The 25,256-nt window shown below is 31.9% G+C and carries 19 protein-coding genes and 3 tRNA genes; 5 read left to right on the plus strand and 17 right to left on the minus strand.

Going from position 1 to position 25,256, the window contains the following annotated elements; genetic code table 11:
* Window positions 1–28: 28 nt before the first annotated feature.
* The 3 genes from ACQUQZ_RS10870 to ACQUQZ_RS10880 form a co-directional block, all read right to left on the minus strand.
* On the minus strand, window positions 29–4,177 hold the full coding sequence (locus tag ACQUQZ_RS10870; protein ID WP_435354962.1) for a M43 family zinc metalloprotease: 4,149 nt from the start codon (window positions 4,175–4,177) through the stop codon (window positions 29–31).
* Window positions 4,178–4,617: 440 nt separating this feature from the next.
* Window positions 4,618–5,001, minus strand: coding sequence for a hypothetical protein (locus tag ACQUQZ_RS10875; RefSeq protein WP_435354963.1), 384 nt, complete (start codon window positions 4,999–5,001; stop codon window positions 4,618–4,620).
* Window positions 5,002–5,350: 349 nt separating this feature from the next.
* Window positions 5,351–5,971, minus strand: a complete 621-nt coding sequence (locus ACQUQZ_RS10880) for a hypothetical protein (protein ID WP_435354953.1) — start codon at window positions 5,969–5,971, stop codon at window positions 5,351–5,353.
* Between the two features lie 497 nt (window positions 5,972–6,468).
* On the opposite strand from ACQUQZ_RS10880, the gene ACQUQZ_RS10885 reads away from it, so the two are divergent.
* On the plus strand, window positions 6,469–6,891 hold the full coding sequence (locus tag ACQUQZ_RS10885; protein ID WP_350268702.1) for a hypothetical protein: 423 nt from the start codon (window positions 6,469–6,471) through the stop codon (window positions 6,889–6,891).
* Window positions 6,892–7,325: 434 nt separating this feature from the next.
* Here ACQUQZ_RS10885 and ACQUQZ_RS10890 read toward each other — a convergent pair whose 3' ends face one another.
* The 3 genes from ACQUQZ_RS10890 to ACQUQZ_RS10900 form a co-directional block, all read right to left on the minus strand.
* Entirely contained in the window at window positions 7,326–7,967 is a 642-nt protein-coding gene (locus tag ACQUQZ_RS10890; RefSeq protein WP_435354964.1) for a hypothetical protein, read from the minus strand.
* Between the two features lie 46 nt (window positions 7,968–8,013).
* Window positions 8,014–8,898, minus strand: coding sequence for a DUF5780 domain-containing protein (locus ACQUQZ_RS10895; protein ID WP_435354965.1), 885 nt, complete (start codon window positions 8,896–8,898; stop codon window positions 8,014–8,016).
* A gap of 98 nt (window positions 8,899–8,996) precedes the next feature.
* Complete coding sequence (locus ACQUQZ_RS10900; protein WP_435354966.1) at window positions 8,997–9,545, minus strand: hypothetical protein; 549 nt, start codon at window positions 9,543–9,545, stop codon at window positions 8,997–8,999.
* Between the two features lie 554 nt (window positions 9,546–10,099).
* Here ACQUQZ_RS10900 and ACQUQZ_RS10905 point away from each other — a divergent pair.
* Window positions 10,100–10,231 (plus strand): hypothetical protein, encoded by a 132-nt coding sequence (locus tag ACQUQZ_RS10905; RefSeq protein WP_435354967.1) that lies wholly within the window; start codon window positions 10,100–10,102, stop codon window positions 10,229–10,231.
* A gap of 319 nt (window positions 10,232–10,550) precedes the next feature.
* Here the strand turns inward: ACQUQZ_RS10905 and ACQUQZ_RS10910 are convergent, their stop codons facing one another.
* Entirely contained in the window at window positions 10,551–11,633 is a 1,083-nt protein-coding gene (locus ACQUQZ_RS10910) for a hypothetical protein (protein ID WP_435354968.1), read from the minus strand.
* 815 nt (window positions 11,634–12,448) lie between these two features.
* Complete coding sequence (locus tag ACQUQZ_RS10915; RefSeq protein WP_435354969.1) at window positions 12,449–14,017, minus strand: 3-coathanger stack domain-containing protein; 1,569 nt, start codon at window positions 14,015–14,017, stop codon at window positions 12,449–12,451.
* A gap of 197 nt (window positions 14,018–14,214) precedes the next feature.
* On the opposite strand from ACQUQZ_RS10915, the gene ACQUQZ_RS10920 reads away from it, so the two are divergent.
* A complete protein-coding gene (locus tag ACQUQZ_RS10920) occupies window positions 14,215–14,376 on the plus strand; it encodes a hypothetical protein (RefSeq protein ID WP_435354954.1) in 162 nt (53 codons plus the stop codon).
* Window positions 14,377–15,020: 644 nt separating this feature from the next.
* On the opposite strand, the gene ACQUQZ_RS10925 is transcribed toward ACQUQZ_RS10920, so the two are convergent.
* The 8 genes from ACQUQZ_RS10925 to ACQUQZ_RS10960 all read right to left on the minus strand — a co-directional run bounded on the left by ACQUQZ_RS10925 (window position 15,021) and on the right by ACQUQZ_RS10960 (window position 20,535).
* On the minus strand, window positions 15,021–15,824 hold the full coding sequence (locus tag ACQUQZ_RS10925) for a hypothetical protein (RefSeq protein ID WP_435354970.1): 804 nt from the start codon (window positions 15,822–15,824) through the stop codon (window positions 15,021–15,023).
* A 294-nt stretch (window positions 15,825–16,118) separates the two neighbouring features.
* Window positions 16,119–16,319 carry a hypothetical protein gene (locus ACQUQZ_RS10930; protein ID WP_435354958.1) on the minus strand — a complete coding sequence of 67 codons (201 nt, stop codon included), beginning with the start codon at window positions 16,317–16,319 and terminating at the stop codon, window positions 16,119–16,121.
* A 376-nt stretch (window positions 16,320–16,695) separates the two neighbouring features.
* The gene (locus tag ACQUQZ_RS10935; RefSeq protein WP_435354955.1) at window positions 16,696–17,250 is read right to left on the minus strand and encodes a hypothetical protein; all 555 of its coding nucleotides are present in this window, start codon (window positions 17,248–17,250) and stop codon (window positions 16,696–16,698) included.
* A gap of 415 nt (window positions 17,251–17,665) precedes the next feature.
* Window positions 17,666–18,253, minus strand: coding sequence for a hypothetical protein (locus ACQUQZ_RS10940; RefSeq protein WP_435354971.1), 588 nt, complete (start codon window positions 18,251–18,253; stop codon window positions 17,666–17,668).
* Between the two features lie 451 nt (window positions 18,254–18,704).
* Window positions 18,705–18,905, minus strand: a complete 201-nt coding sequence (locus ACQUQZ_RS10945; protein ID WP_435354958.1) for a hypothetical protein — start codon at window positions 18,903–18,905, stop codon at window positions 18,705–18,707.
* Between the two features lie 1,212 nt (window positions 18,906–20,117).
* Window positions 20,118–20,201 (minus strand) — tRNA-Leu (locus tag ACQUQZ_RS10950).
* Between the two features lie 105 nt (window positions 20,202–20,306).
* Window positions 20,307–20,379 (minus strand) — tRNA-Lys (locus tag ACQUQZ_RS10955).
* 83 nt (window positions 20,380–20,462) lie between these two features.
* A tRNA-Lys gene (locus tag ACQUQZ_RS10960) sits at window positions 20,463–20,535 on the minus strand.
* Between the two features lie 127 nt (window positions 20,536–20,662).
* Between ACQUQZ_RS10960 and ACQUQZ_RS10965 the strand changes: the two genes are divergently transcribed.
* Window positions 20,663–21,400: a hypothetical protein gene (locus ACQUQZ_RS10965; RefSeq protein ID WP_435354972.1), complete on the plus strand. Its 738-nt coding sequence runs from the start codon at window positions 20,663–20,665 to the stop codon at window positions 21,398–21,400.
* Between the two features lie 51 nt (window positions 21,401–21,451).
* Here the strand turns inward: ACQUQZ_RS10965 and ACQUQZ_RS10970 are convergent, their stop codons facing one another.
* Window positions 21,452–23,659 (minus strand): gliding motility-associated C-terminal domain-containing protein, encoded by a 2,208-nt coding sequence (locus ACQUQZ_RS10970; RefSeq protein ID WP_435354973.1) that lies wholly within the window; start codon window positions 23,657–23,659, stop codon window positions 21,452–21,454.
* Between the two features lie 146 nt (window positions 23,660–23,805).
* Between ACQUQZ_RS10970 and rlmD the strand changes: the two genes are divergently transcribed.
* Complete coding sequence (rlmD, locus tag ACQUQZ_RS10975; RefSeq protein ID WP_435354974.1) at window positions 23,806–25,215, plus strand: 23S rRNA (uracil(1939)-C(5))-methyltransferase RlmD; 1,410 nt, start codon at window positions 23,806–23,808, stop codon at window positions 25,213–25,215.
* Window positions 25,216–25,256: the final 41 nt, after the last annotated feature.

Below are 25,256 nucleotides of genomic sequence, written 5' to 3' on the forward strand. Positions count from 1 at the left end.
AATGCTATCAAATTATTCATGGCATAAATTAGTTACATCCCCCAATCTTAGCTTCAAATATTTCATCTCTTCCTACCGAAAATCCGGGCAGTAATAAAATATTTTTACCTGCTGATGCCGAAATGCCACCGACTAAATCAGAACTTATAGTTATACTGTTGCTCGCTTTATAAATCCCACTTTGAGATGTGTTATTCAATGTCAAATTATTGGCACAGACGATTAAAGTTGCAGGAATTCTATCACTCACACAATTATTCGATTGACAACTAACAAAATATGTTGTATTTGTAAAAAGTTTAGGAGTAAGAAAAGTATTTCCCAAAGAAACGGGGTCTTCATCTTGTTGAGAGTTATACCACCTTACTGTTCCATTACAAGACTGTACCTCTAAATTAGCTCTTTGACCAGGCTGAACTGTCGAAGTAGGCACAAGGTTTACAATAGTGTGGTTGTAATTTACAGTTGCTGATGCTGCACCAATACAACCGTTGGAATTTACTGCAGCTGTATATGTACCTGATTGCTTAACAAAAATATTTGCTGTTCTCCCAACATCAGGTAGTGAAATTCCGTCTTTACTCCAATCAATAGGTAAATTTGGATAATTTAGTTTAAGTTCAATTGTTTGATTACCGCACCAAATATTATTTGATGTGGGACTAATTTCGAGAGAATTTCCAAAATGTTGTGTGATAATGTAAGGCGTTGATGTGTACGTACAAATTCCGTTTGATGCAACTAAGGTATATGAACCTGCAGATTGTGCATTATAACCACTATATGTTGCAAATGGTATGTCTATATTATCTTTCTTCCATTGAAAATTAAAGCCTGTAAGAAAAATTTCAGAGGTGAGATAAGTATAATCATTATTACCACAAAGCTTATTTTTGTTAGCAGTTATTTTCAAGAGATTAAAGTTATTAATCACAAAATCATCTGAATTTCTCTGGCATTCAGAATTAGAATACTCAGATAAAATAGAATATGTTCCAATTTGATTAACTGTAATACTGTATGTATTTGATGAAATTAATGACCCATTTCTATACCAACTTAATGGAAAACCAGAACCATTTGCGGTAAGAGTAGCCGTATTACAACTAAAAGATGATACAATGATTTTAGGTTTTCTTTGGTTATTTCCAAATCTTACTTTGATAGAATTTGTAGTTGTTTCAAAGTGAGATCCGATTATTTTTGCATAGTAGATACCTTCAGTTTCGCCACTAAAAAAAGATTCAGACCTTGCTATTTTTTCTCTTCTAATTAATTGGTCATTTCTATACCATTCAATAATTAAATCTTCAAGATTTAATCCTGAATTTAGTCTAACTCCTAATTGCGAATATTTATTAACACAATCAAGTAAACTATCTCCTGTAAGTGTTGCCTTATAAGTAGTACTAAATTGTAAATTCTTTTCTACAGATACTATAAGTTGACAATTAGGGTCATTTACTTCTACTTTGTAATTACCAGTGCTATTGGCTAAATAATATGGTTTTGAGCTATTTGGAATTTCGATATTATTTTTAAACCACTTGTAAGTTGCTGTTGATGAATTGTATGAAGATACTATTTTTACATTTTCACCAATGTAAAAAGGTTCTAAGAGAGAAGTGTTTGTTAATAATAAAATGTTAGACACGTACGTACTTGAATAAACAGGTATATTTACCGTAGATGTACAAGCATTATTTGAGATTTGTAAAGAGTAATTACCTGTGGAATTAATTAAGAGAGAATCTTTATTGCCATTTGCGATAGAAATATTGTCCTTAAACCATTGATAGCTTAAACCATCATCCAAAAGGTTGTTGAAGTAGATATTTGAAGAAGACTTAGGCTTGATAAATTGACTAGAATTGGGGCAAAGCGAAGTTGAACTTCCAGTGTAATTATTAAGATATTTAGAAATAATAATACTACCTAAATTGCTAGTTGTAACACCATTACTGACAATAAAATTGTAATTTCCAGATGATAACTTAAATAAATCAAAATCATTAGATAAGTAAACTCCCTTATCAGGTACACCATTGTTTTGGTAAGAACTTAGTGTTGATTCATAAATCAACTCATTATTTTTTAGAATCTTTAAATAAAATTGACCACTTAAACTCGTTGATTGAATTGGAAAAAAGAGATATGGGGTATTTGTACAAAAACTAATGGATAGATTTGTTTTTACTACTATGCTTGATTCTGAGACAAAAATTTTACCTATTGCTCTATTTTTGATTTTGAAGCCTGATGGTAGCGTACATTCGGCAAAATAGCTTGTGTTTCTGACCAAAGTTGGAGTTTGGAGTTGAAGTCCTGATGTTATTGGTAATCCTCCAATTTCTGTATTGTACCATTTTATTTGCCCTGTACAACCTAAAGCCTCTAATTGTGCTGTTTGATTTTGATTGATGTATTTCTCTTTTATTTCAAAACCTTTTATATTATCATCAACAATTACTTCTACACTATTTGTACCTCCCCAACATCCAAAAGAATTGCAAGCGGCATAGTATTTTGAGTTTACAAATAGAGATTTTGAATAGAATATATTTCCTTTTGAAATAAATTCGGTCCGTAAGCTATCCTGATACCAATATACTTCGCCATTTAAACAGTTTTTAGCTTCTAAAACAGCAAAATCTCCTTTTTTTACTGCAATTTTTGAAATTTCTAAAGGAGGAATTGAAAAATTACAGTTTGAAGGGTTAATGAAAATATCAAAATCACATACACTTCCAACATAGATTTTATTGTTTTTGGTTAGGTTTATGAGATTACAAGCCGTGGAATTTTGGTCAGGAGAGACAACTATTCTTATTCTATATCTTTCTCTTTCTGTAAGAGTAGTTGGCAGAATAAAACTATCTGTTACATTAAATGTACTTACTGAACTATATATAATCTCTGAATTTTCATCAAATGCACCATCTTGGTTTGAATCTATGTATATTTTTACTCTACCTTGGTTAAAGGTTTCTCCAAGATTACCATAACATTGAAGAGTTAAAGGATATAATTGCCCTTTATTAACTTTCAAAATATTTGGTATTTTTTTTAAGGGACTACTTCCACTGACACCGTTCTGCCCGAGAGATAAGTTTCCTACATAACCAAAGTTTGTATTAAAGAAATTTTGTAGATTAACGAATATATAACCAGTATAATTATTAACAAACTGTAAGTTACATAAGCTTGGTTGAGGACTCATTTGAACTAAATGAGAAGAATTTAATAACAATTCTCTTGTCGAGGAAAGAAAAGAAAAATTTCTCATTCTTTCGATTTGTCCAATAGTAAATTGATTTTTGTAAGCATTATAGGACATTATATTGTGATAAAGATTGCCCACGAGTTGACCAGTGCATTGATTTATTGAATTAGGAGTACTGAGAAATCCTACTTTATGTGGTTGCGTATCTACTACTTTGTCACCATCGTTTAACGGGTCATTATTTTGAGGGCAGTTAGCATTGTTATTATCCCCTTCGAAGGTGTGTATTAAATTAAGGGAATGACCCATTTCATGAGCATAAGCTGCATTCCAATAATCAAAGTTAAAACTCCCACCTGTTTGCATAAACAAGCTACCATTATAACTTGCAAACCCGCCAGCTTCGATAATTTTCCAATAAACATTAATAGTAATGATTGATTTGTTGGATTCTGCTTCAATTGGTGTGATGTTACCTAATAGTGCCCCAATATTACTTACCATAGAATATCCGTTGCTCACGTATGTAGGTATTGAGGACGCATCTATTCTAACAATTCCATTAGTGGTTATATTTAAATAATTTTTCTGAGCTAAAACAAATTGAATTTTTGAGTCATTGCCTAAAATTAGATATTCACTTCTTGCTCTGAATGCATCATTAAGATTTTTAACTTGATTTTGAATATATTCTTCACTTACGTTACTTCCTATACCAACAGGCTCTCCAATATGATATATATTAAATTTCACTGGTATAGTTAAAACGGAATCAATACTTATTGCATTAAATAATATTTTGTCCTTTACTTTTTGTGCAATATCTTCAATAAATGCCTTGTATTCTTTTGCTTCAGAAAGTGTTGGAGTACCACAATTAGAGATTTCTCCAGTTTGTGCATAACTTTTTAATGAAAAAATAGAAAATAAGAGTAGTAGCCTAAATTTATTCATAACAATACATGTGTTTTAGCTCAATTGGTCAATACATTAGTGAAATGTCAAAAAAGTATTCTTCCAACGCTCCGAAAGGAGAAGTTGGGAGGTTATTTTGATTTAACTGATTGATTTAAAGACATTTACTTCTTTCATTACGTTGGAGTCGAGTTAACTAATTGATTTATAGATATTTACTTCTTTCGTCACGTTGGACTCACCAATTTTGAAAACTTCGCTGATTTGATGTCGCCCAACAAAAGTAAGTGCTAAGGTATAAAAAACGTACTATAATCAGAGAGGTTTTTGCAAAAAAAACTATGCAAATCGCTCTAATCTCACGTCGCCGAAACCGATAAGTACAGAAGCCCCAAAAACATAGAAGCTATCGAGAATAAACACCTTAAAGTTTTGCTAATCAATTGTCTGAGGTAACTATGAGCTTGACAACGAGGTAATTATTTATAAGCATAGTACATTGCTTGATTCAAAAGTCTAATAATATTCTTGTCATCAATCCAATCTTGTTTTACTTTTAAGAATTTATCCAATTCTTCTTTAAGCTTTGTAAATTCAATATTTTGATTTGACCGTACCAATTCTCCAATCTTATTAGCAACAAAAACGTTACTTTCATTCATAATTTGTTTGCAAATAGAGTTGAATGAATTTAAATCATTCTCACTTAAAAATGGATATTTTGATTTTAATCTTTCCTGAATCGGCATAAGCCAATTTTTGCCAAATTCCATAGCAATATCAAGAGCATCATTCAAAATATCTTGTCTCGATGGTTCGTCTTTTTCTGTATTTTTCGGAAATATCAAGTCGATTAAATTCATTTATTTTTTAAATTCTACCGAAGAATAGAAAAATTCCAACGACCAGCATTATGATGGTTCTTGGAGTGGTTTTAGAGTTAATTTGTTAATTATCAAGCCTTTACATAATGCTTCGTGTTGGAGACAAAGGACTTTGAACACCAACGCTTTCAAAATGTCGCCCAACAAATGAAAGTGCTAAGATATGAAAAACGTAGAATAATCAGAGAGGTTTTTGCGAAAAAAAAACTATGCAAATCGCTCTAATCTCACGTCGCCGAAAATGATAAGTGCAGAAGCCCCAAAAACGTAGAAGCTATCGAGAGTAAACACTTTGCAAACCCGCTCATTAAGTGTCGAAAATGCCTATTTAAATGACAAAGAATTGTTGAATAATATGTAACCAAGTTGGTTTTGGATTTGTAATATAAACGTCATTATAAAGTTCTGGGTATCTTTTTTGAGAAATGCAACACGCATTATCTTCCAATGACTTGTCCAGAAAATTACTCCAATTTAATTTGTCGAAATAACTTTCTAAAATTTTACAAATACCAAAATCTTCTTCTGAAACTTCATATAAATTACCATCTTTTGTGCCAGCAACCTTAATTTTGATAAAACTTTCATAGACCCAAATAAAGGTATTACATCCAAAGATATTTTTATGTCCAGGTTGTTCAAGGTCAGGAAATTCCTTAATCTCACTTTTGAATTTTGTAAACTCTGTTCCTGTATAGGAATGCCCTATTATTGCTCTTGGAAAGTCTGGTGGAATGATATTTAATGAGAATCCAATTTGTTCAATTTTATTTATTAAATCTTCTCTATCAGTAAAACTAAACGCCACCTGAAATTCGTCACCATCATTAGCATGACCACCCCAAGCACGTTTAAAGTGAAAATATTTAAGTTGTTTTATCCATAATTTGACTGTTTGTTTTGAGTGTTGTTGAAACAAATAACTTTCAGATAACTTATCAATTTTCATTATTATGAATTTGAAACTTTCCAACGACCGCAAATGAGAAGATTGGAAGTGATTTTAGAGTTAATTAGTTGAATGTCAAACTTTTACTTATTTGCCCGTGTTGGACGCAAGAAAACTTTGCGACCGCTCTAATTTGGCGTCGCCAGACGCCAAGCACGCTAATGAACCCATCCCATCAACTTGATTGCTGGAAGTAAATTTGCATGGAAAAATACAAAAAAGCAAATGAGTTGGTTAAAAATTTGCGAGTCGAAGAAAAGTTTGCGTAAATACCAATCAGAGAACTTGTCGCCAGCCCACTTTGCAAGCCAAAATCCTAAATTGAGTAGGAGAGAACTGTCCTGTCCGCCAAAATTTATGCGTTTGAAAAACTGAAAAACCAGCGAATCCGTCTTGTCGAATGAGTCTATGAGCCAAAAACTGCCAAACTAATTCAGTCGCATACGATTATTGGAATTCTATTTTTTTTCAATTTAATTTGTGATAAAAACCATTTTATGAAGCTTCTACTTAACTTATGGATTCTTTTGTTCTGTTTTTCTTGTAATTTAGCAAGACTCTCAAACAAGTCATCAGATTACTTAAACTTGCAAGGTATTTGGTTAGCTGAAACAGAAAGCCAAAATGGCATCAAAAAGAATGTTGCTTTTCAGTATAACTTCAGTGGTAATCTACTTGTATTTACAGACGAAACTGGACAAACAGTAAAGTATAATTTTGAATTAGGTAAAATAAAAAATTTAAAGGTGATAAATATTATTCCAGAAGGTTCACCCAAAGACTCTAAACCTGTAAGCGTAGGATACGAATTGAAAAGTAATTTGCTTAAAATTGTGGTTGCACCACCGGGTTTAATTCCTTTAGATATTTCAGACAAAAACGAACAAGAATTGATAATTAGTAGACGAAAAAAATTGTGAGTAAACTCTCAAATCAACTAACTACAAAGTCAAAATTGATTCATTCCAACGACCAGTATTATGATGGTTTTGGAGTAGTTTTAGAGTTAATTTGTTAATTATAAGCCATTTACATAATACTTCTTGTTGGAGAGAAACCAACTTTGAGTGCCAACGTTGATAAACTGTCACCAAGATAGATGCGTGCTAAGGACTAAAAAACATATAACCTGCTCTGCCTAAATGTCACTCACCAAATCTGCATATTAAGTTCTGAAAAAAGAAAATGAAAAGCAAAAGAATTTATTTTTCGGAGTGAAATTTGAGCTAATACCACGCATTAGAAATGTCGAAAGTGACTATGCGTTTGATATTTTGCTGAGAACTCACACTTAAAAACTTCGCATTTTGCATGTCGCAAGCAACCATGTTTGACAAGTTTATAGAGTATATTACTATTTTCTTTTTTGGTTTACCTCCTTGTAAGCCGATATATACTTGTTTGCCTGATAAATATTGGAATTTAAAGTATCAATGTTGGTATTCAAAGTTTTGCTTGACAAGGAAGATTCTTTTAATAGTAATTTTATTTCTGATAATTCTTTCTTTTGCTCTTTTTCATCATTATAATCCTTACGTAATGAATATCCTAATGTAACAATAGAAACTCCTAAACCGATAAGAGCCACCCTGTTTGACATCTTAGCGGACTTGAAATTCTTTTCAGAACTTGCTCTATTTAATTCTGCTTCTCTAAATGACAATAGCTTCATGCAGCTATCGGCTCTCATTGTAAAATTGCAACCCAAGTGTTCGTCAAGTTTTTTAATATCATTTGCACTATTTGCGTGTTCACAATGTGCTTCTTCATGGAAGAAAGAGTTCCAAAACCATTCTCTTACACACCTCTCTAAGCAACCACCACTGTCAAACTCAAAATTTTCTTCCCTAAGTCTATGAATTAATGTATTATAACTTATTCCACAGGTTAGACATTCGCTACCAATTTCAAGGACTCTTTTATATATATCTTCTGGCGATTTTGATTCGATTGAATCAACCTTTGAATTGCAGGTTGGGCAAACTGTTGGCTTCATTTTAGAGTAATTTAAGCAGTTTATAAGGTTTTAGATGTAAATAATATCACTCTCCACTAATAGCGATAATTGTCTTTGGAATCCATTTAGAACCATTTTTAAAATGAACTGACTTAATAATTATCTTTATTTTGGTAGTATTCTCATGTCCATATAATGTCCATGTGGAATAATTTTCATTAAGCGGTTCAATTTCGTCTTGTGATATACCTTTAAATCTATTAGTCTTATATAAATAATGACTTACTGGTCTGTTATAGTTATCATAACACAAAATATCTACTTCAAAAGCGTCTATTACCTTGTTCGATATATTTCTTACTTCTAATGTTGCTTCGGGATTTCCAATAGAATTGTATGATACGCTTGCCTTTGATAATTCAATGGGGACACCCATTGACCTTAATCTTTCATATTTCTTATTTATCTCATCTTGTTTATTTTTTAAAACATCCTCTTCCTTTTGGATTTGAATACCCCTATCTCTTTCATATAAATTATCTACTTGACTTTTTACCTCATCGTAATTTGCAAATTGCAGCGATGACACATATCCTATTTTTTTATTAAAAATTACTTTTAAAAAGTCGTTTTCATAGTCAATTACCTCAATATTGCTACCTTTTGGAATAAAATCAGAAGCACTACCGTTCAATATTGGCGTTTTTCTAAATGGCATTTCATTTTTTGTTAATACACTCACTTTTTTAAACCCCAAAGTGCTATTATTTTTTAATGTTAAAGCCGTTATTTGATTTTCTACCTTAGTTATTTCAGAGTTTATCTTATCTAAATTACTTGATAGTCTTGATTGTTCTGTTTTGAGACTATCTAATTTTTTAGATAGATAATTAGAATCCTGAGAAAAACAAGTATTTACAATAGCTATAAAAGATAATAAGGTACTTAATATGCAAATTTTATAATTCATGTATTGATATTTATTAAGCTAATTAAATTTGCTTTTATTAATATTATTTAGTATATTAGTGTATTAATTAATCTTAATACAGTGTTAAAATGAATACATTATGGTTTCCCGATTGGTATTTTTACGGAATCATTTTTAATACCCTTTTTGCTTGCATTGGTTGTGGCTGTGTCGGATATTTTCTTGGGAATTGTCGTAGGAGGCTCAATTTTAGAGAATAGAAAATCAATCTTACTGTTATAATACCCCCAATTGTAAGCCAAAGTGCCAAATATAGCCAATAATGTTAGTAGCGATGGTATTAAAACTTCATTGCTAAATTGACTGAGAAAATTATTTTTCTCCTTTTCTTCAAATTTTTCAATTATTGATAACTCTTGATTAATATAGAATAGATACTTTTCAGTATGTATTTCGTAACCACAATTTTTAGTTATATCACCAAATGGGTGGCTACTTTCTTGATGAACTTCAAGTTCGTGTTGAATATTTAATTTTATATACTTTAAAAACGTTCTCTTGTCTTTAATTGAATCTAATGTGGCTAACTTATCTCTTAATGGGTATATTATTTTAGCGAATGAACTATGAGTATATTCTTCTGTAAAATCATCTGCAAATTGTCTTATAGTATCTATACTTGTCATTGATTTGAATTTTATTGTCGCAATTAACTCGAAACGAAATAATAGCCAAAGAAGAACTTACTTTATTTATTATTCGGTAAGAGAAAGAAACATTTCCAACGCTCCGAAAGGAGAAGTTGGGAGATTATTTAATTTAACTGATTGATTTAAAGACATTTACTTCTTTCGTTACGTTGGAGACCTATAACTATGAAATCCAACGCCTTCAAAATGTCGCCAGACAAAAGTGCGAACAAAAGCCTAAAAAAGCAAGGCCGCAATGGAATTGAAAAAAATAGAGAAGTTTTTGCGAAAAAAGGCTGTTCAATTTTTCCGCTGATGCGTTGTCGCAGGAGCCTAAAAAACTTAATAAAAACGTAGAAGTTTATAGAGAGAAAACACCATGCAAACAGCTTATTATCAATGTCGAGCGAAACTATAAACTGAAAAAATGAGCCGCAATGGAATTGAACAAAACTGCAAAAGGTTGAGAAAAAAGTCAGAGAATTTACGAGGAAATTCCAGAGAAATCTGCGAAAATAGCGAGGAAAATTTGAGTAACAGTTTGAAAGTTGATGAAAAAGCGAGAAAAATTTGTAAAAATACTTTTCGCCGTTGAGATGTCGAAAGAAACTGAAAAACTTACCGCAATGGAATTGAAAAATAGATTAGCGTTAACTCATTTCCAACGCTCGCAAGCAAGATGATTTTTGAGCGAATGTTGAGTTAATTAATTGATTATCAAACTTTTACTTGCTTGCTTTCGTTGGAGACAAAGGACTGTGAACGCCAATTCTAATCAAATGTCCCCCACCAAATATGAGTGCTAAGGTAAAAAGAATTGTAGTAAAAAAGCAACGAAGCTATTGAGAAAAAAGCCTTTGAATTATTTATCTAATCAAACGTCGCAAAAAACTTGGCGAAAAGTAGCCCAAAAATGCCGAAGCTATGGAGAACTAACACTTGAAAAATTCGCTAATCAACCGTCTGCGATAACCGTGAGCTTGAAAAATGACTTGACTAATTCTACTCTTTTTTTCGTTTTATACTAAGCAATTTACTATAATTAATTACATTAAATTTTGAAAGGTCAAGATAAATAAAACCATCTTTGTACTCATTATTATACAATTCATTATATTCAAATTCACCAGATTCGCTTTTAAATTCTGCTTTATCTATATAGACATCTGTATCTGTTTCTTTATCATTCCTCTCTTTGTTTAATGTTATGACGAAGGAATTTACAATGCTACCTTGAGTAGTTGTAGTTGTTTTTTTATGTGTGAAGGATAATTCAGAAAGTTCATCATTTCTAAGTCTTCTATTTGGTGATGTATTGATGGGTGTTTTATAGTTAAAGATTGATTCAACAAACTCATAAGTATTTTCATTTTTTCTGAAAATATTAATTTTGCAGTTTGTGGAGTCATTAGTTTGATTATCAAATTCATATGAAATCTCTTCAAGATTGAGAACAATACCCTGTTTAAACACTCCTTTGAAATCAATGATTTTATTATACCCTTCTGTATAGCCATTCGGATAAACTCTTATTTGAAAATCACCATCAATCAAATTGTTACTGGCAGATATTTTTTTTTCAAGTGGTGCAGGTTGATAATATTTCATTATTTTGATAATTTTTTCGAAATCAAAATTACCATTTAAGTAATAATAGGGAAACCCATTAAATCCAAATTTTTCAATTTTACTACGGTCATTTGAAAATAAAGGCTGATTTCTGACAATAAGTTCTTCTTTTTCAGCAAAATCATTGTTTTCGGTAGCAAAAGTAGTGATATACATAGAATCACCTTTGATTATAAATTCTTTGCTGTTAAGGGTACTAATATTTAATAGCTTCGCTTTTATAAGTTTACCATTGTGTGCCTCTCCATATATTATTCCATCCCCAATTTCATTTGATTCTCCTAAGATTTGAAAACTTCCATCAAGAAGGTTGTTTTTAAAGAATAACTTATTTTCTAACTTTACATTATTTAATTCAACCATTTTGCTATTAACATATTTAGTAGATTTTTCGGTGTATCCTCCTGTTGATTTTAATTGTCTAAAAATGTCATAGCCATCTAATTCATCATTCAAATTTCTATTTGTGATTGATTGAATAATTTTGGAATCATCAAAGAACGATGCTGAATAAATTGTTATTCCGTTTTGAAAGTAGTAAATATTTTTTGGGAAAATTCCATTATTATCCATAATTAATTTGAACCCGTCTTGTTGCCCAAACTCATTAACTTCATAATATAATTGTAATTTTCCATTGTATTTATTTCTTTCTTCAATGGATTTATTTGACGACTTAGGTGCATGAAAATAATGGATAGGGAATTTTTCCAAAGTAAAACCCTTGAATATTTTATTAGAATACTCCTTATTCTGAGAAAAGGAATTTATTGAGTAAATTAAAAAAAATACTAAAGAGTATAGTTTGTTCATAGATACTTGCTATTGACTTTAAAATGTGGGAATGACTATTTTTATTAAACAGGGCAAAAGATAACCAACTATTTTTATTTGTCCCAGTTCCAACGCTCGCAAGCAAGATGATTTTTGAGCGAATGATGAGTTAATTAGTTGATTATCAAACTTTTACTTGCTTGCTCACGTTGGAGATAAACCAACTTTGCAAGCTCTTCATCCCGAGTGTCGCCCGAAAAATAAGCGACTCAAAGATATAAAAAACGTAGTATAAACCGCAAAGTTTTCGAGAAAAAAAGCTATAAATTGTTTTTCCAATCTCACGTCGAACGAAACTTGGCAAGCAGTGGACTGAAAAAGGTTGCTAAGAACTAACACTTGAACTCTTCGCCGATTTCTTGTCTGCCAAAACTATGAACTTGACAAAAAAAAGCCAAACTATTTCGCAGTCTATGGAACATTTCTTTTATAGGGGGCTAATTACACCCTGCCAATATTTTAGCAATAAATACACTACTTTGATTAGCTACAAAGCCTGGGTTTAAAAGCACATATTGACCACCTTGATAAGTTACATTTGCACTATTAGGAATTATATTGAGTGTGCCATTGCTTGCATTGCCAGCAATAGTAATCACGGTATTTATTGCTTTTTGATTACTTATTATTGTACCAGTCGGAGTAAGGGTATTTGGACAATCAGAAGAACCATCTGTTATTTTTATTATCCAATAATCAGTATCACCTTTACTTGCCTGTGTTTTATCACCAGAAATGCCAGAATAAGAATATCCTGCGATAATAAAACTCCCATCATTAGTTTTCAGTATTCCGCCAGTAGGACCTGGAAGTGAATCTCCAACTCTATCAGCAGAACTACCGCCAATAGTTTTGTCCCATACTTTTTGACCTAAACTATTGATTTTCACTATCCAATAATCATCTCCCCCTTTGCCAGATTCCGATTTATCGCCAGAAATACCATAAGAAGAAGAAGCTAATCCTGCTAAAACAAATCCACCGTCATTGGTTGAAACAACAGAATAAATAGAACTAAATTCTAATGTTGAGATGCTTTTATCCCAGACCTTCTCTCCTAAACTATTCAATTTTACTAACCAAGGGTTAAATCCAGCTCCTATTCCTGTTTCTGTTTTATCTCCAGAAATACCAGAAAAAGATTCACCCGCAATCAAAAATCCACCATCACTGGTTGCAATAACCGAATTAGCACGATCAGTCTTTAAACTCCCAATGGTTTTATACCAAACCACTCCGCCGGAATTATTAAATTTTGCTATCCTATAGTCTGTATTAATACCGCCGGCTGCAATGATGCCTGCTACAACAAATCCACCATCAAGGGTAGCGGTTATTGTTCTTACTCTTGAATCACGATCATAACCATCAAAGCTTGTATCCCAAACTTTCTGCCCTAAACTATTCAATTTTACTATCCAATAACCATAGTAGCCATTATTTCCTGATGTTTTATCGCCCGAGTAACCAGACAGAGATTGTCCCGCTATTATAAAACCACCATCAATAGTTGCCAAAATTAAAGGCTTCTCATCATAAAAATTACCTCCAATTGTTTTATCCCAAACTTTTTGCCCCGCACTATTCAATTTTACTATCCAATAGTCAGTATATGAACCACTTTCTTTGTTTGCTTCTGTCTTATCACCAGAAATACCAGAGTAAGAATATCCAGCTACTACAAATCCTCCATCAATAGTAGCGACAACTGAAGTTGCGTAATCTATACCACTACCCCCAATTGTTCTATCCCAGACTTTTTGCCCTAAACTATTTAGTCTTACTATCCAATAATCAAAAACACCTTTACTTGCTTCTGTTTTATCCCCAGAAATACCTGAGCCAGAATATCCAGCTAATACGAATCCTCCGTCATTTGTAGCAACAATTGAACTTAGAACATCTGTCCCAGAACTACCAATTGTTGAGTCCCAAACTTTTGTAGGCGTTTGGGCATTGGCTTGAAATGAAATAAAAAAAGTTATAGAAAAGAATAATTTTTTCATAATAAAATTCATAATGATTTAACTTTTCTATGATTTTTAACAATGCTAAGTTTGTAGCTAAACAAATGTATATAATGGTAAGATGCAAAAAAAGAGAAAGGAGAAAAATTTATTATTCGGTACTTTTTGGGTATTGATTAAATTTTTCCAACGACTCGCAAGCAAGATGATTTTTGAGCGAATGCTGAGTTAATTAATTGATTATCAAACTTTTACTTGCTTGCCCGAGTTGGACTTTAGAAACTTTGCGTACCAACGCCTTCGTAATGTCGCCCGACAAAAGTGCGAACAAAAGACTAAAAAAGCAAAGAATTGGCGTAGAAGTTTTTGCGAAGAAATGCTGTGAAAACCAACGCTGATTAATTGTCGCCCGAGCCTAAAAAGCTAAACAATTTGTGAAGAAAATTTGGTAGAATTAACATTTAAAAATTTCGCTGATTTCATGTCGCACAAGCCTAAAAACTGAAAAAAGCCGAGAGTAAAATTGAGAAAAGTGGAGAAAAAATTGAGAATTTACCAAGAAAAATTGCGAGAAAAACAAAGAATAATCTGAGACGAGCCACAATGGAATTGAAGAAACTGCGAAAAAAAAACGTAAAATCTTAACGAATTAGAGTTGTCGCAAGTGCCTAAAAAGATTTGAAAGAAAGATTAGCGTGAACTTCGTTCCAACACTCGCAAGTAAGATGATTTTGGGGCGAATGTTGAGTTAATTAGTTGATTATCAAACTTTTACTTGCTTGCTCACGTTGGAGATAAACCAACTTTGCAAGTTCTTCATTCCGAGTGTCGCCCGAAAAATAAGCGACCCAAAGATATAAAAAACGTAGTATAAACTGCAAAGTTTTCGAGAAAAAAAACTTTCAAACTTCTTCTAATCGCACGTCGCCGAAAACGATGAGTGCAATAGCCCCAAAAAAGTAGAAGCTATCGAGAGTAAACACTTTAAAGTTTCGCTAATCAACCGTCTGCGGTAACTATGAGCTTGACAAAAACTGTCAAACTATTTCAGTCGCATCCGCTTATACTTGTCTGTAATATTTTTTCCAATTGAAAATTCATTCTCATTTATGTCTAACAAACGATATTTAAGAATTTTATTAGAAATTATACTTGGTGGCATTGGATAAATGGATACAAATATTTTTTTATTACACTTATTATCAAGTTTTAATTTGATTTTTTCGTAACCTATTTGGGTAATTTGGTAATTTTCGTTCTTTTTAACTTGTTTTATGATAATATTAGCCTCATTTGATAAAGGTTGAAATATTTTAGAGTCAGAATCTCGAATAACCCAAGCTGGGAGATATAAACTATTACTGTCAGTAGTTATAAACTCTAATGTAGCAGTTTCTTTTTGAGATTCTCCATTTACTATTCTAAATTGGCTTTTACTTTTTTGTTTATTATTGGCGAATACTAATTTTAAAATTTGTTTTTTCAAAATATACGTTCCATTTCCTATTTTTGAAATCCCTAGACATCCAGAGATTTGATAATCAAATTGATTGTTAGGTTTAAAAGAAATACAAGTTACATTTCCTTCTCCTAATGTATATGAGCAAAACTCGCCACTTAATTTTATTTGAGAAAATGCAATCGTAGTAGATATAAGCAAAAGAAATGTTACTCGGATTGCCATAATATCTAATAGTTTTTTGTTTTTCCAACGACCAGCATTGTGATGGTTTTGGGGTGATTTTAGAGTTAATTTATTAACTATCAAGCCTTTATATAATGCTTTCGAGTTGGACTTTCGAGCCTTTGAACGCTCTTCCTTCCAAGTGTCGCCAAGCACCAACAAACACAAAGATATAAAAAACGTAGAATAATCAGAGAGGTTTTTGCGAAAAAAAGCCTTTGTACTTCACCAATTTCACGTCGAACCAAACGCTGAAAAAAGCAGCCCAAAAAACAGCGAAGTAATTTGAGAACTAACACTTAGAAACTTCGCTTTGAAATTGTCGAACGAGCCTAAAAACTGTGACATTTTACTGAGAGGTTTTTGCGAAAATAGTTTCGTAAAACTTCGCTACTAAAATGTCGGATAAGTATAAAAAAACTTACAAAAACTGCTAAACCATTTCAGAAGAATAGGTTAATTTTTTCTGTTTAATTGTAAATCAATATCTTTTGCAAACTCAATACATTTTAGAATTGCAGCTTCTAAATCAGAATCTGTGCAACCTGCAATACGTCCTAATCCATCGTTTAATTCAACTTTATAAACGTTATTTGAAACTTCATCAAAATATAGAAACCAACCACTAAGTACCTCATCTCCGTTTCTGCGTTGCATATTTTTTGTTCTTCTTCCAACGCTCCGAAAGGAGAAGTTGGGTGATTATTTTGAATTAAGAAATTGATTTATAGATATTTACTTCTTTCGTCACGTTGGACTCACTAATATTAAAAGCTTCGCTGATTTGGTGTCGCCCAACAAATGAAAGTGCTAAGATATTAAAAACATAGTATAATCAGACAGGTTTTTGCGAAAAAAAACTATGCAAATCGCTCTAATCTCATGTCGCCGAAAACGATAAGTGCAGTAGACCCAAAAACGTAGAAGCTATTGAAAGTAAACACTTTGCAAACCGCTCTAATCTCACGTCGGCAGTAACTATGAGCTTGATAAAAGCTGTCAAGCTATTTCAGTTGTATAGGGACAAAGTATTTTAATATTCATTGTCAAAAATTAATTCTTCGTAGTATTTAGATTCAAGTTCAATTAGCCTTTCTTTTTTTAAAGGAATATGGGGAAAATCAATTTTACTTCTTAAATTTTTTATAAACTTTTTTTCTTCCTCATTTAATTCTTCATTTGTATCTGCATAATATTGAATTGTCCCTTCATAATCATAGCATATTTGTTCTAATGAAAACCAGCCTTTGTAAAATCCTATTGATAAAAATTCGTTTAAGTTTTCAGCTAAAATTATATTACAATCTTTTGATGAATTTCTGTAATTCATTGGTACTGTCATAATAATCGGTTGGATACTATCTGAAATTTCAAAAATACTGTAATGAACTCCATCCCCTCCTGTTGTTGCAAACACAATTGTATTTTTTGGTGTTAAATCGTATCTAAATGTTTCATCATCATTAGGAATTATGCCAGCATAGTCAAAAGACAAGTAATGTTTGGATTGTTCTTTTTTTAAATCATCAGCTGATTCTTCAATTACTTTTCTGAATATTTCCAAATTGATTGTTTTTTTGATATTCATTTTTATTTTGAACTGCTTAAATTTTTTCCAACGCTCGCAAGCAAGATGATTTTGGGGCGAATGTTGAGTTAATTAGTTGATTATCAAACTTTTACTTGCTTGCCAGAGTTGGACTTTAAGAACTTTGCATGCTCTTCTTTCTGAGTGTCGCCCGAAAAATAAGCGACCCAAAGATATAAAAAAAGTAGCCGCTATGGAATAGTGTAAACCGCAAAGTTATCGAGAAAAAAAACTATAAATTATTTTTCCAATTTCATGTCGCAGACCAACTTTGAGAACGGAAAATGTAAATAAAATGCCAGAAAGCTGTCCTGTCCACCGAAAACTATGCGTTTGAAAACTGAAAACCCAGCGAATTTTGCTTGTCGAGCGAGCCTTTGAGTTAAAAACTGTCAAACTATTTAAGCATCATACGTTAAATTTTTTGGAAATCTAACTTTGCAATAATTCCTCTACACTCATCAACCACTTTTTTTGTGATTTTTCTGTTGTTGGAGTTATAATTTTGATTTTTTATTCCATTAAATTTTTTCATTTCCATAACATAAATAGGGTAAGATTTAGTTATTTGTTTATCATTTAGGTAAAGGTTAATTTCTTCTACATTATCATGTGATTTTGAAAATGAGTGAGTAAATTTTCTCTTTACGTTTTCAACCCTTTTTATTGTTTCAACTTCAAATTTGCTAATGTTACTTTCTAAGGCGTTAAAACTTATAAATTTATTTAATATTATAGGCTTGTAATTAAAACAGTTATCAATTCTTTGAACTGTAATTTTATTATCCTTTTTATAAAAAATATGATAAACTTCGAAGTTATCTATTTCACAATTTGTTGAGTCAAAGGGGGCTTGAATAGCTCCATTGTCATAATTTCGATAAACTAAAATTGTGTCAATTTTTTGAGATTTCAAGTCATAAACTACTTTTTCAATTTTTTGTCCATTTGCAAATCTATTGCTTAAAAATATTATTAGAATTAGATTGAGGATGACCTTCATTTTTCATTTTTAAAAATTTCCAACGACCAGCATTGTGATGGTTTTGGGGTGATTTTAGAGTTAATTTATTAACTATCAAGCCTTTATATAATGCTTTCGAGTTGGACTTTCGAGCCTTTGAACGCTCTTCCTTCCAAGTGTCGCCAAGCACCAACAAACACAAAGATATAAAAAACGTAGAATAATCAGAGAGGTTTTTGCGAAAAAAAGCCTTTGTACTTCACCAATTTCACGTCGAACCAAACGCTGAAAAAAGCAGCCCAAAAAACAGCGAAGTAATTTGAGAACTAACACTTAGAAACTTCGCTTTGAAATTGTCGAACGAGCCTAAAAACTGTGACATTTTACTGAGAGGTTTTTGCGAAAATAGTTTCGTAAAACTTCGCTACTAAAATGTCGGATAAGTATAAAAAAACTTACAAAAACTGCTAAACCATTTCAGAAGAATAGGTTAATTTTTTCTGTTTAATTGTAAATCAATATCTTTTGCAAACTCAATACATTTTAGAATTGCAGCTTCTAAATCAGAATCTGTGCAACCTGCAATACGTCCTAATCCATCGTTTAATTCAACTTTATAAACGTTATTTGAAACTTCATCAAAATATAGAAACCAACCACTAAGTACCTCATCTCCGTTTCTGCGTTGCATATTTTTTGTTCTTCTTCCAACTAGTAATTGGACGACAGTGTACAACTACAAGTGATTGATTATTAATTAGTTATATTATTCAATTTTTATGAATAATATTTAAAATAAAATATTTCCCCTCAAAAATACAACTATCTATTAGTTTTCTTTTTTTGTCAAACGTTTAAACCCTGATAATAAGCTTATTATCGATAGGTATTTATTTGCATTTTTACCCTTTATTAATTCATCCTTGAGTACTTTTTTGAAATTCGAGAGTTCTCTTAGTTCCTCATGAAATATTTATCCGAAATTTTTAATTTATTAAGCAAATATTACCCAAAAAAAAGAAATGGTTGCACCAGAAGAACAACCCTAAATTTTTAAATAGATATATTATTATGTTTTTTACAAAATATATAAACAGGTGGATTAAGTCAAAACAAACGCCCCTTCGGTTGTACATATTTTACCCTAAACCAATATTCAAAATATCTTGAAATTCCCATGCTCCATATCCTATTCTCAAGAGAATAGGATATACTTATACACTAGTAAGTACAGAAGTCCAAAGTTTGCATATATAAACAGATTTGATAACAAAAGCTACTTGCGAAATAATTTTAAATGAAGAAGCATCGGGAGAAATCACAGACTGGGTAAAACTTTGTATGAGATTGAATCAAATACTCATGAAGAATATTGTAATTGTTTATAAACTTGACCGTTTGAGCTGTTCATTGATAAATCTTTTAGAGCTCGTAGCTGAAATGAATTAAAAGAAAAAAACATCGAAAGCATTAAAATGCCTTTAACACATCTACTACCTTCGGAGATTGGTTTTAAATATCTCAGCTTGAATTGAAGAATTTGAAAGGAATTTGATTTGAGATCGAACGAAGACACAGAAGCTGCAAAAACCAAAGACAGAAATGGCAGTCGCCGACAAAGCTTGTTTAATCAAGCAGAACTAAAGGCAATTTTGCAAAAAATATGACCAAGATGGTAAAATAACTGCTTTAAAAACGTCTTATTTTGTAGGTATATAAATAAGATTGCGTTCTAATTTTACTTAGTTAATAAAATCAAACGAACCACATTTTCGACAAGTCACCTCTCCTATTCTCAGCTTATTCAAACTGGTCATTTTACAGAGGCAGCTTGTCGAAATTTGCAGCAATTTTTGTAGCAATTTCCTCAAAAGTGCGTTTAACGGCTTTATTGAGGGTTTTGTGACGAAGAAGAGATTCGAACTCTCACAGGCTTTCGCCCACTACCACCTCAAAGTAGCGTGTCTACCAATTTCACCACCTCGCCATTGATAAACTTTTGTATTGCAAAACTAAAAAAGGTCAAAGATTTTTCCAAATTTTTATTCTGCTCTTTCATCTTAAAAATAAAAGCCTCATTGAGAGGCTTTTGTGATCCCGCTGGGATTCGAACCCAGGACCCATACATTAAAAGTGTATTGCTCTACCAACTGAGCTACGGAATCATCAAATAAAATCTTACGACTAAATTTGTATATATGTTATGTGTCATCTGACACGAGAGGAAAATTACCGACGGTAACCTTCGTGATCCCGCTGGGATTCGAACCCAGGACCCATACATTAAAAGTGTATTGCTCTACCAACTGAGCTACGGAATCTTTTTACGACTTGATTTTTGAGTACAGAAATTTAGTGAAAAAATTTACTAAATTTGTATTTTGAATTTCTATTCGCTGTAACCCTTTTCTTAAATCGTGGTGCAAAATTACTACTTTACATCTTATTATGCAAACATACTTTTTGAAATTTCTGAAAATATTTTTTTTTATTTCTATTATATTATTGCAAGTACCTGATAGTCAGGCACAAAGAGCATTTTACAAAAAAGCAGATTCTTTATTTATTCAGAAAAAAAATGATGAGGCGAAGGCATTATATGAACAAATCATTAAAATTTCCCCAAATCCTAATCCTAAAATTTATCTCAAGCTGGCAAATATTTGTGAAACAAAGGGTGAGTTTGTTAAAGAACTTTATTATTTGAATTTGTATTTTTTTAAAAATCCCAATGAAAAAGTTTTTGAAAAAATGTTTAACGTTGCTACTGAAAACGGATTTAGTGGTTATGAAAAAAATGATTTAAATTATTTTCTTTTTTATTATCGACAATTTTCAAATTATGTTTGGGGTAGTTTTTTAGCTCTTGGGATTTATATTTTTGTTGTTTTATTGTTTAAAAAGAAAAACAAGCAATACTCTCCTATCAGACACAAAATTATTTTTTTTGTTTATCTGATTTTTTTAGCGGTGCTGATCAACCTACCAAACAATTATCGATCTGTTATTATAAAAAATGAGAAAGTTTATTTGAGAGATTATCCCTCGGCTGCTTCGCAAATAGTAGGTGATATTAGCGAAGGTAATCGTTTAAATGTCATCAAGTCAGACGACATTTGGTACCAAGTCTTGTGGGAAGGTAAATTTTGTTATTTAAAAGAAAGTGATGTTTGGTTGGTTAAGTAGGATAATTTTCCAAATTGTGGGTTACCACAATTTGGAAAATTATCCTACTTTCTATCTAACCAAATGAATAACGCCTTTAAAGACATCATCCGTAAACTGTAAGGCATAATAATATTCTCCACTTGGTTCCTCATCTCCCGACCATATAAAATCCCTATCATTGGTTGTATAAACAATTTTGCCCCATCTATTGAAAATTTCAAATTTTATAAACTGTCTTTTACAATTATCACCTGGAATCGAGCCAAGGTTGAAAAAATCATTTTTCCCATCTCCATTGGGTGAAAAAGAATTGTAGGGTTTAATAGGGTTATCAGATACAATATTGTCTTTTAATACCAACCTAACATTCACTGAATCGACTTTTTGAAGGCAGTTATTGTCTTGGGTTGCGAAACTAACGATAAATTCCTTGGAATCTTTTCCTCCTAACATAAAACAAGTTGGTTTCCAAGTAAACGTGCTGCTTACTTTTCCGATACCTGCTTTACTGTCAAATGACATTAAAACTGTTTTAAAATCAAATCCTTTGGGAGTGCCAGTAAGCGAAATTTGTTCGTTATCAATATCTTGCCCATTGACATTAAACTTGACTTCATTATTTTGTGATGACCCCAAAACAACTTCGACAGTATTGTTTACCAATGAGGTAGTTACACTTGGAGCATTATTGGGCTTTGCTTGTACATTTACGGGTACCGATATTAAAGCTTGTGAACTTACCCCACAACGCAGGTCACGGGCAACAAAATCAAGTAAAATTTGCTTTTGTTTAATAGCTTCGCAATTCGGTATAAACAAAAGTGTAGAATTTACACTTCCAAGCCCTTGTTTGGGCTGAAATGAAAAGCCCAATGAAGCTAAATTTTGATTTCGAGCAGTTCCAGTTAAGAACAAGGTATCTATGTCAATATCATTTCCTGAAACATTAAATTTTAAGGTATCCCCATACAAAACCAATGGCACTGCTCCATTTGGTAAAGATGTTGTTACGGTTGGTTTATTATTTGAATTTTCTTCAAATTGGATTTTCATACGATAGCCTCTATTTTGGGGTACTGGGCATCCATTATCGCTAATATTTACAAAAAATTCGGCAGGAACATTATTTTTTGTGATAATACAATCATCCAAACAAAAAGTAGCTCTCAATGTATCTTTTGAAGCAACAACTACATTTGAAATAGACGGTATTGATATTTTTTTTGTGTCAAAATTAATCCCTCGTGCAGTAATTGTCAGTTTTTGACTAATATCTGGGTCAAAATATAAAATATCGAAACATCTTTTCTCACCTTTTTTTAATTGAATTGTTTCTCCGTCTTGAAAATTCTTTTTAGAGTTCTGATTTCTAACAAAAATTTGAGGAGGATTGTTGATTACACAATCAATAACTTTTAGCTGAAAATCTCTCTTTACACGACCAATTCTTACTCCTTTTCTAAATTCATCAATGGTAACTGAAAACACAAAAAGTCCAAGTTTATTAGGTTTTACAAACAAAACGCCAGTTTCAGGGTCAATTTGCAAAGGAATATCTCCAGGAATCATATTGTTTACCGTAATTCCATTTACAAAACTTGCCTCCCTATAAGACGTGCTTCCTGCAGAAGAAAAATTTGGATTACTGGTTGAAGAATTTCCAATCCACGGAACGCTCATGGTATAGGTCAAACTATCTCCATCGGCATCTGTTCCACTGAAATCCATCTCAAAATTTTGATTAATACAAATATAATCAGCAATCAATTCTTTAAAATGTGGTGTTGTATTAGGTACTTTATTTGAAGCAAATTCCAAGTAAAAAACCATTCCAACTGAGCTTGGGTTTTGAATATTTGTAATAATCACATTTCTGCAACATCTCTCATAAACCGCAATATAGCCTTCTGGGTCAGAGAACTTTTCATCTGTAAGGTCAATTGTATTAGTGTATTTCATTAATAAAGTTTGTAAATCACCTTTTTGACAGGAAGGGTCAATATATTTGATTAATTGCCGATATACTTGTGGACAAGTAATATTTCCCATCAAGGCTAAATCTTTTTTTCGATAGATTTGAATACGAATGGAAAGTTCTTCAGCCTGAGCTCTACCATTAATTGCATCAAAATATAGATTTAGTGTTATTTGATGAGTAGCTCCTCCAGAAATTGGATTATTTAATGGGACTAATTCAATTTCACCGCCAACAATATGCGAAGCAAAAGAAGCAATTGAGTAAAGTAAAACACAAATCGTAAGTATATATTTCTTCATAGTTAGTTAAGGGTAATTTCATTTCTTTATATAGACGTAATATATTAATCAAAGGTTGGATTTTGAACTTCAAGCGAAGTTAAATACTTTTGTGAATAAATAATAAAAAACTCCTTACAATATTCTATATTGGAGAAAACCAAATAATGGCTAAAATAAAATCATTCGTTATCGAATCAATTGAAGTTGAAAGTTTTGCTGCTGAGGGAAAATGTATCGCTAAACATGAAGGTCAAGTAATTTTTATTGAAGGAAGTAATGTGCATCCTGGAGATAAAGTAAAACTATTTGTCAATAATCGTAAGAAAAATTATGCAGAAGCAAACGTTTTAGAAATACTCGAACCCTCTCCCTTAAGGATTCAACCATTTTGTTCACACTTTGGGGTTTGTGGAGGTTGCAAGTGGCAACATGTACCTTATGAAAAACAATTGAGTTTGAAATGGCAACAAGTAAATGACCAATTGACAAGAATAGGAAAACTACAACTGCCAGAAATTAAGCCTATTTTAGCATCTGCCAATACCCAATTTTACCGAAATAAATTAGAATATACCTTTTCTAACAGTCGTTGGTTCACTCGTGATGAAATTAGTACTGACCTTGCTATGAGTAAAAATGCTTTGGGCTTTCACGTTCCGAAGCGATTTGAGAAAGTTTTACCAATCGAAAAATGCTACTTACAAGCTGACCCTTCGAATGATATTCGATTGACGCTAAGAGATCTCGCAATCAAAAATCAATATACCTATTATGATCATATCGCCCATGAAGGGTTTTTGAGAAATATCATGATTCGAACTGCTTCAACTGGTGAAATTATGATAATGGTTCAGTTTGCTCAAGACAATGAAACTGAAATTAATGTAGTAATGGAGCATTTAAAGGCTAAATTTCCTCAAATAAACTCTCTGAATTATATATTAAACCAAAAACGTAATGATACTTTTAATGATTTGGAAGTAAATACTTTTTATGGTAAGCCTTACATTGAAGAGCGTATGGAGGACTTAGTTTTCAGAATCGGGGTCAAATCATTTTATCAAACAAACTCTGAACAGGCCTATGAATTATATAAAATTACACGAACATTCGCTGATTTAAAAGGGGATGAATTAGTTTATGATTTATATACTGGTACTGGAACAATAGCAAATTTTGTAGCAAAGCAAGCCAGACATGTAATTGGAATCGAATATGTCGCTGATGCGGTAGAAGATGCAAAGATTAATTCGGCTGTTAATCATATTCACAACACCGAGTTTTTTGCGGGGGATATGCGTAAGTTTTTGACAAACGACTTTATTGCTGAAAAAGGTAGGCCAGATGTTGTAATTACTGACCCTCCACGTGCAGGAATGGATGAGCCAGTGGTAAGAACATTGATGGAGTCAGCTCCAAAAAGAATAGTCTATGTAAGTTGCAACCCTGCTACTCAAGCCAGAGATTTGGCCATATTAAGTGAAAAATATGACATTACAGCAGTCCAGCCAGTGGATATGTTTCCTCATACCCACCATGTAGAAAATGTTGCAAGATTGGATTTGAGAGGCTAATTAAGCTGATAAAGAAAAATAAAAGTCAGACTATCTTAAAA

The organism is Emticicia sp. SJ17W-69, assembly GCF_051209875.1.
Taxonomy (GTDB): Bacteria; Bacteroidota; Bacteroidia; order Cytophagales; family Spirosomataceae; genus Emticicia.

What these genes read in the sequence shown, in the direction of transcription:
- ACQUQZ_RS10870 (WP_435354962.1), bottom strand. Translation starts at nt 4,177, where the DNA reads ATGAATAAATTTAGGCTACTACTCTTATTTTCTATTTTTTCATTAAAA.
- ACQUQZ_RS10970 (WP_435354973.1), bottom strand. Translation starts at nt 23,659, where the DNA reads ATGAAGAAATATATACTTACGATTTGTGTTTTACTTTACTCAATTGCT.
- ACQUQZ_RS10905 (WP_435354967.1), top strand. Translation starts at nt 10,100, where the DNA reads ATGAAAAAGCGAGAAAAATTTGTAAAAATACTTTTCGCCGTTGAGATG.
- ACQUQZ_RS10875 (WP_435354963.1), bottom strand. Translation starts at nt 5,001, where the DNA reads ATGAATTTAATCGACTTGATATTTCCGAAAAATACAGAAAAAGACGAA.
- ACQUQZ_RS10915 (WP_435354969.1), bottom strand. Translation starts at nt 14,017, where the DNA reads ATGAAAAAATTATTCTTTTCTATAACTTTTTTTATTTCATTTCAAGCC.
- ACQUQZ_RS10940 (WP_435354971.1), bottom strand. Translation starts at nt 18,253, where the DNA reads ATGAAGGTCATCCTCAATCTAATTCTAATAATATTTTTAAGCAATAGA.
- ACQUQZ_RS10895 (WP_435354965.1), bottom strand. Translation starts at nt 8,898, where the DNA reads ATGAATTATAAAATTTGCATATTAAGTACCTTATTATCTTTTATAGCT.
- ACQUQZ_RS10945 (WP_435354958.1), bottom strand. Translation starts at nt 18,905, where the DNA reads ATGCAACGCAGAAACGGAGATGAGGTACTTAGTGGTTGGTTTCTATAT.
- ACQUQZ_RS10900 (WP_435354966.1), bottom strand. Translation starts at nt 9,545, where the DNA reads ATGACAAGTATAGATACTATAAGACAATTTGCAGATGATTTTACAGAA.
- ACQUQZ_RS10930 (WP_435354958.1), bottom strand. Translation starts at nt 16,319, where the DNA reads ATGCAACGCAGAAACGGAGATGAGGTACTTAGTGGTTGGTTTCTATAT.
- ACQUQZ_RS10880 (WP_435354953.1), bottom strand. Translation starts at nt 5,971, where the DNA reads ATGAAAATTGATAAGTTATCTGAAAGTTATTTGTTTCAACAACACTCA.
- ACQUQZ_RS10890 (WP_435354964.1), bottom strand. Translation starts at nt 7,967, where the DNA reads ATGAAGCCAACAGTTTGCCCAACCTGCAATTCAAAGGTTGATTCAATC.
- ACQUQZ_RS10965 (WP_435354972.1), top strand. Translation starts at nt 20,663, where the DNA reads ATGCAAACATACTTTTTGAAATTTCTGAAAATATTTTTTTTTATTTCT.
- ACQUQZ_RS10885 (WP_350268702.1), top strand. Translation starts at nt 6,469, where the DNA reads ATGAAGCTTCTACTTAACTTATGGATTCTTTTGTTCTGTTTTTCTTGT.
- rlmD (WP_435354974.1), top strand. Translation starts at nt 23,806, where the DNA reads ATGGCTAAAATAAAATCATTCGTTATCGAATCAATTGAAGTTGAAAGT.
- ACQUQZ_RS10935 (WP_435354955.1), bottom strand. Translation starts at nt 17,250, where the DNA reads ATGAATATCAAAAAAACAATCAATTTGGAAATATTCAGAAAAGTAATT.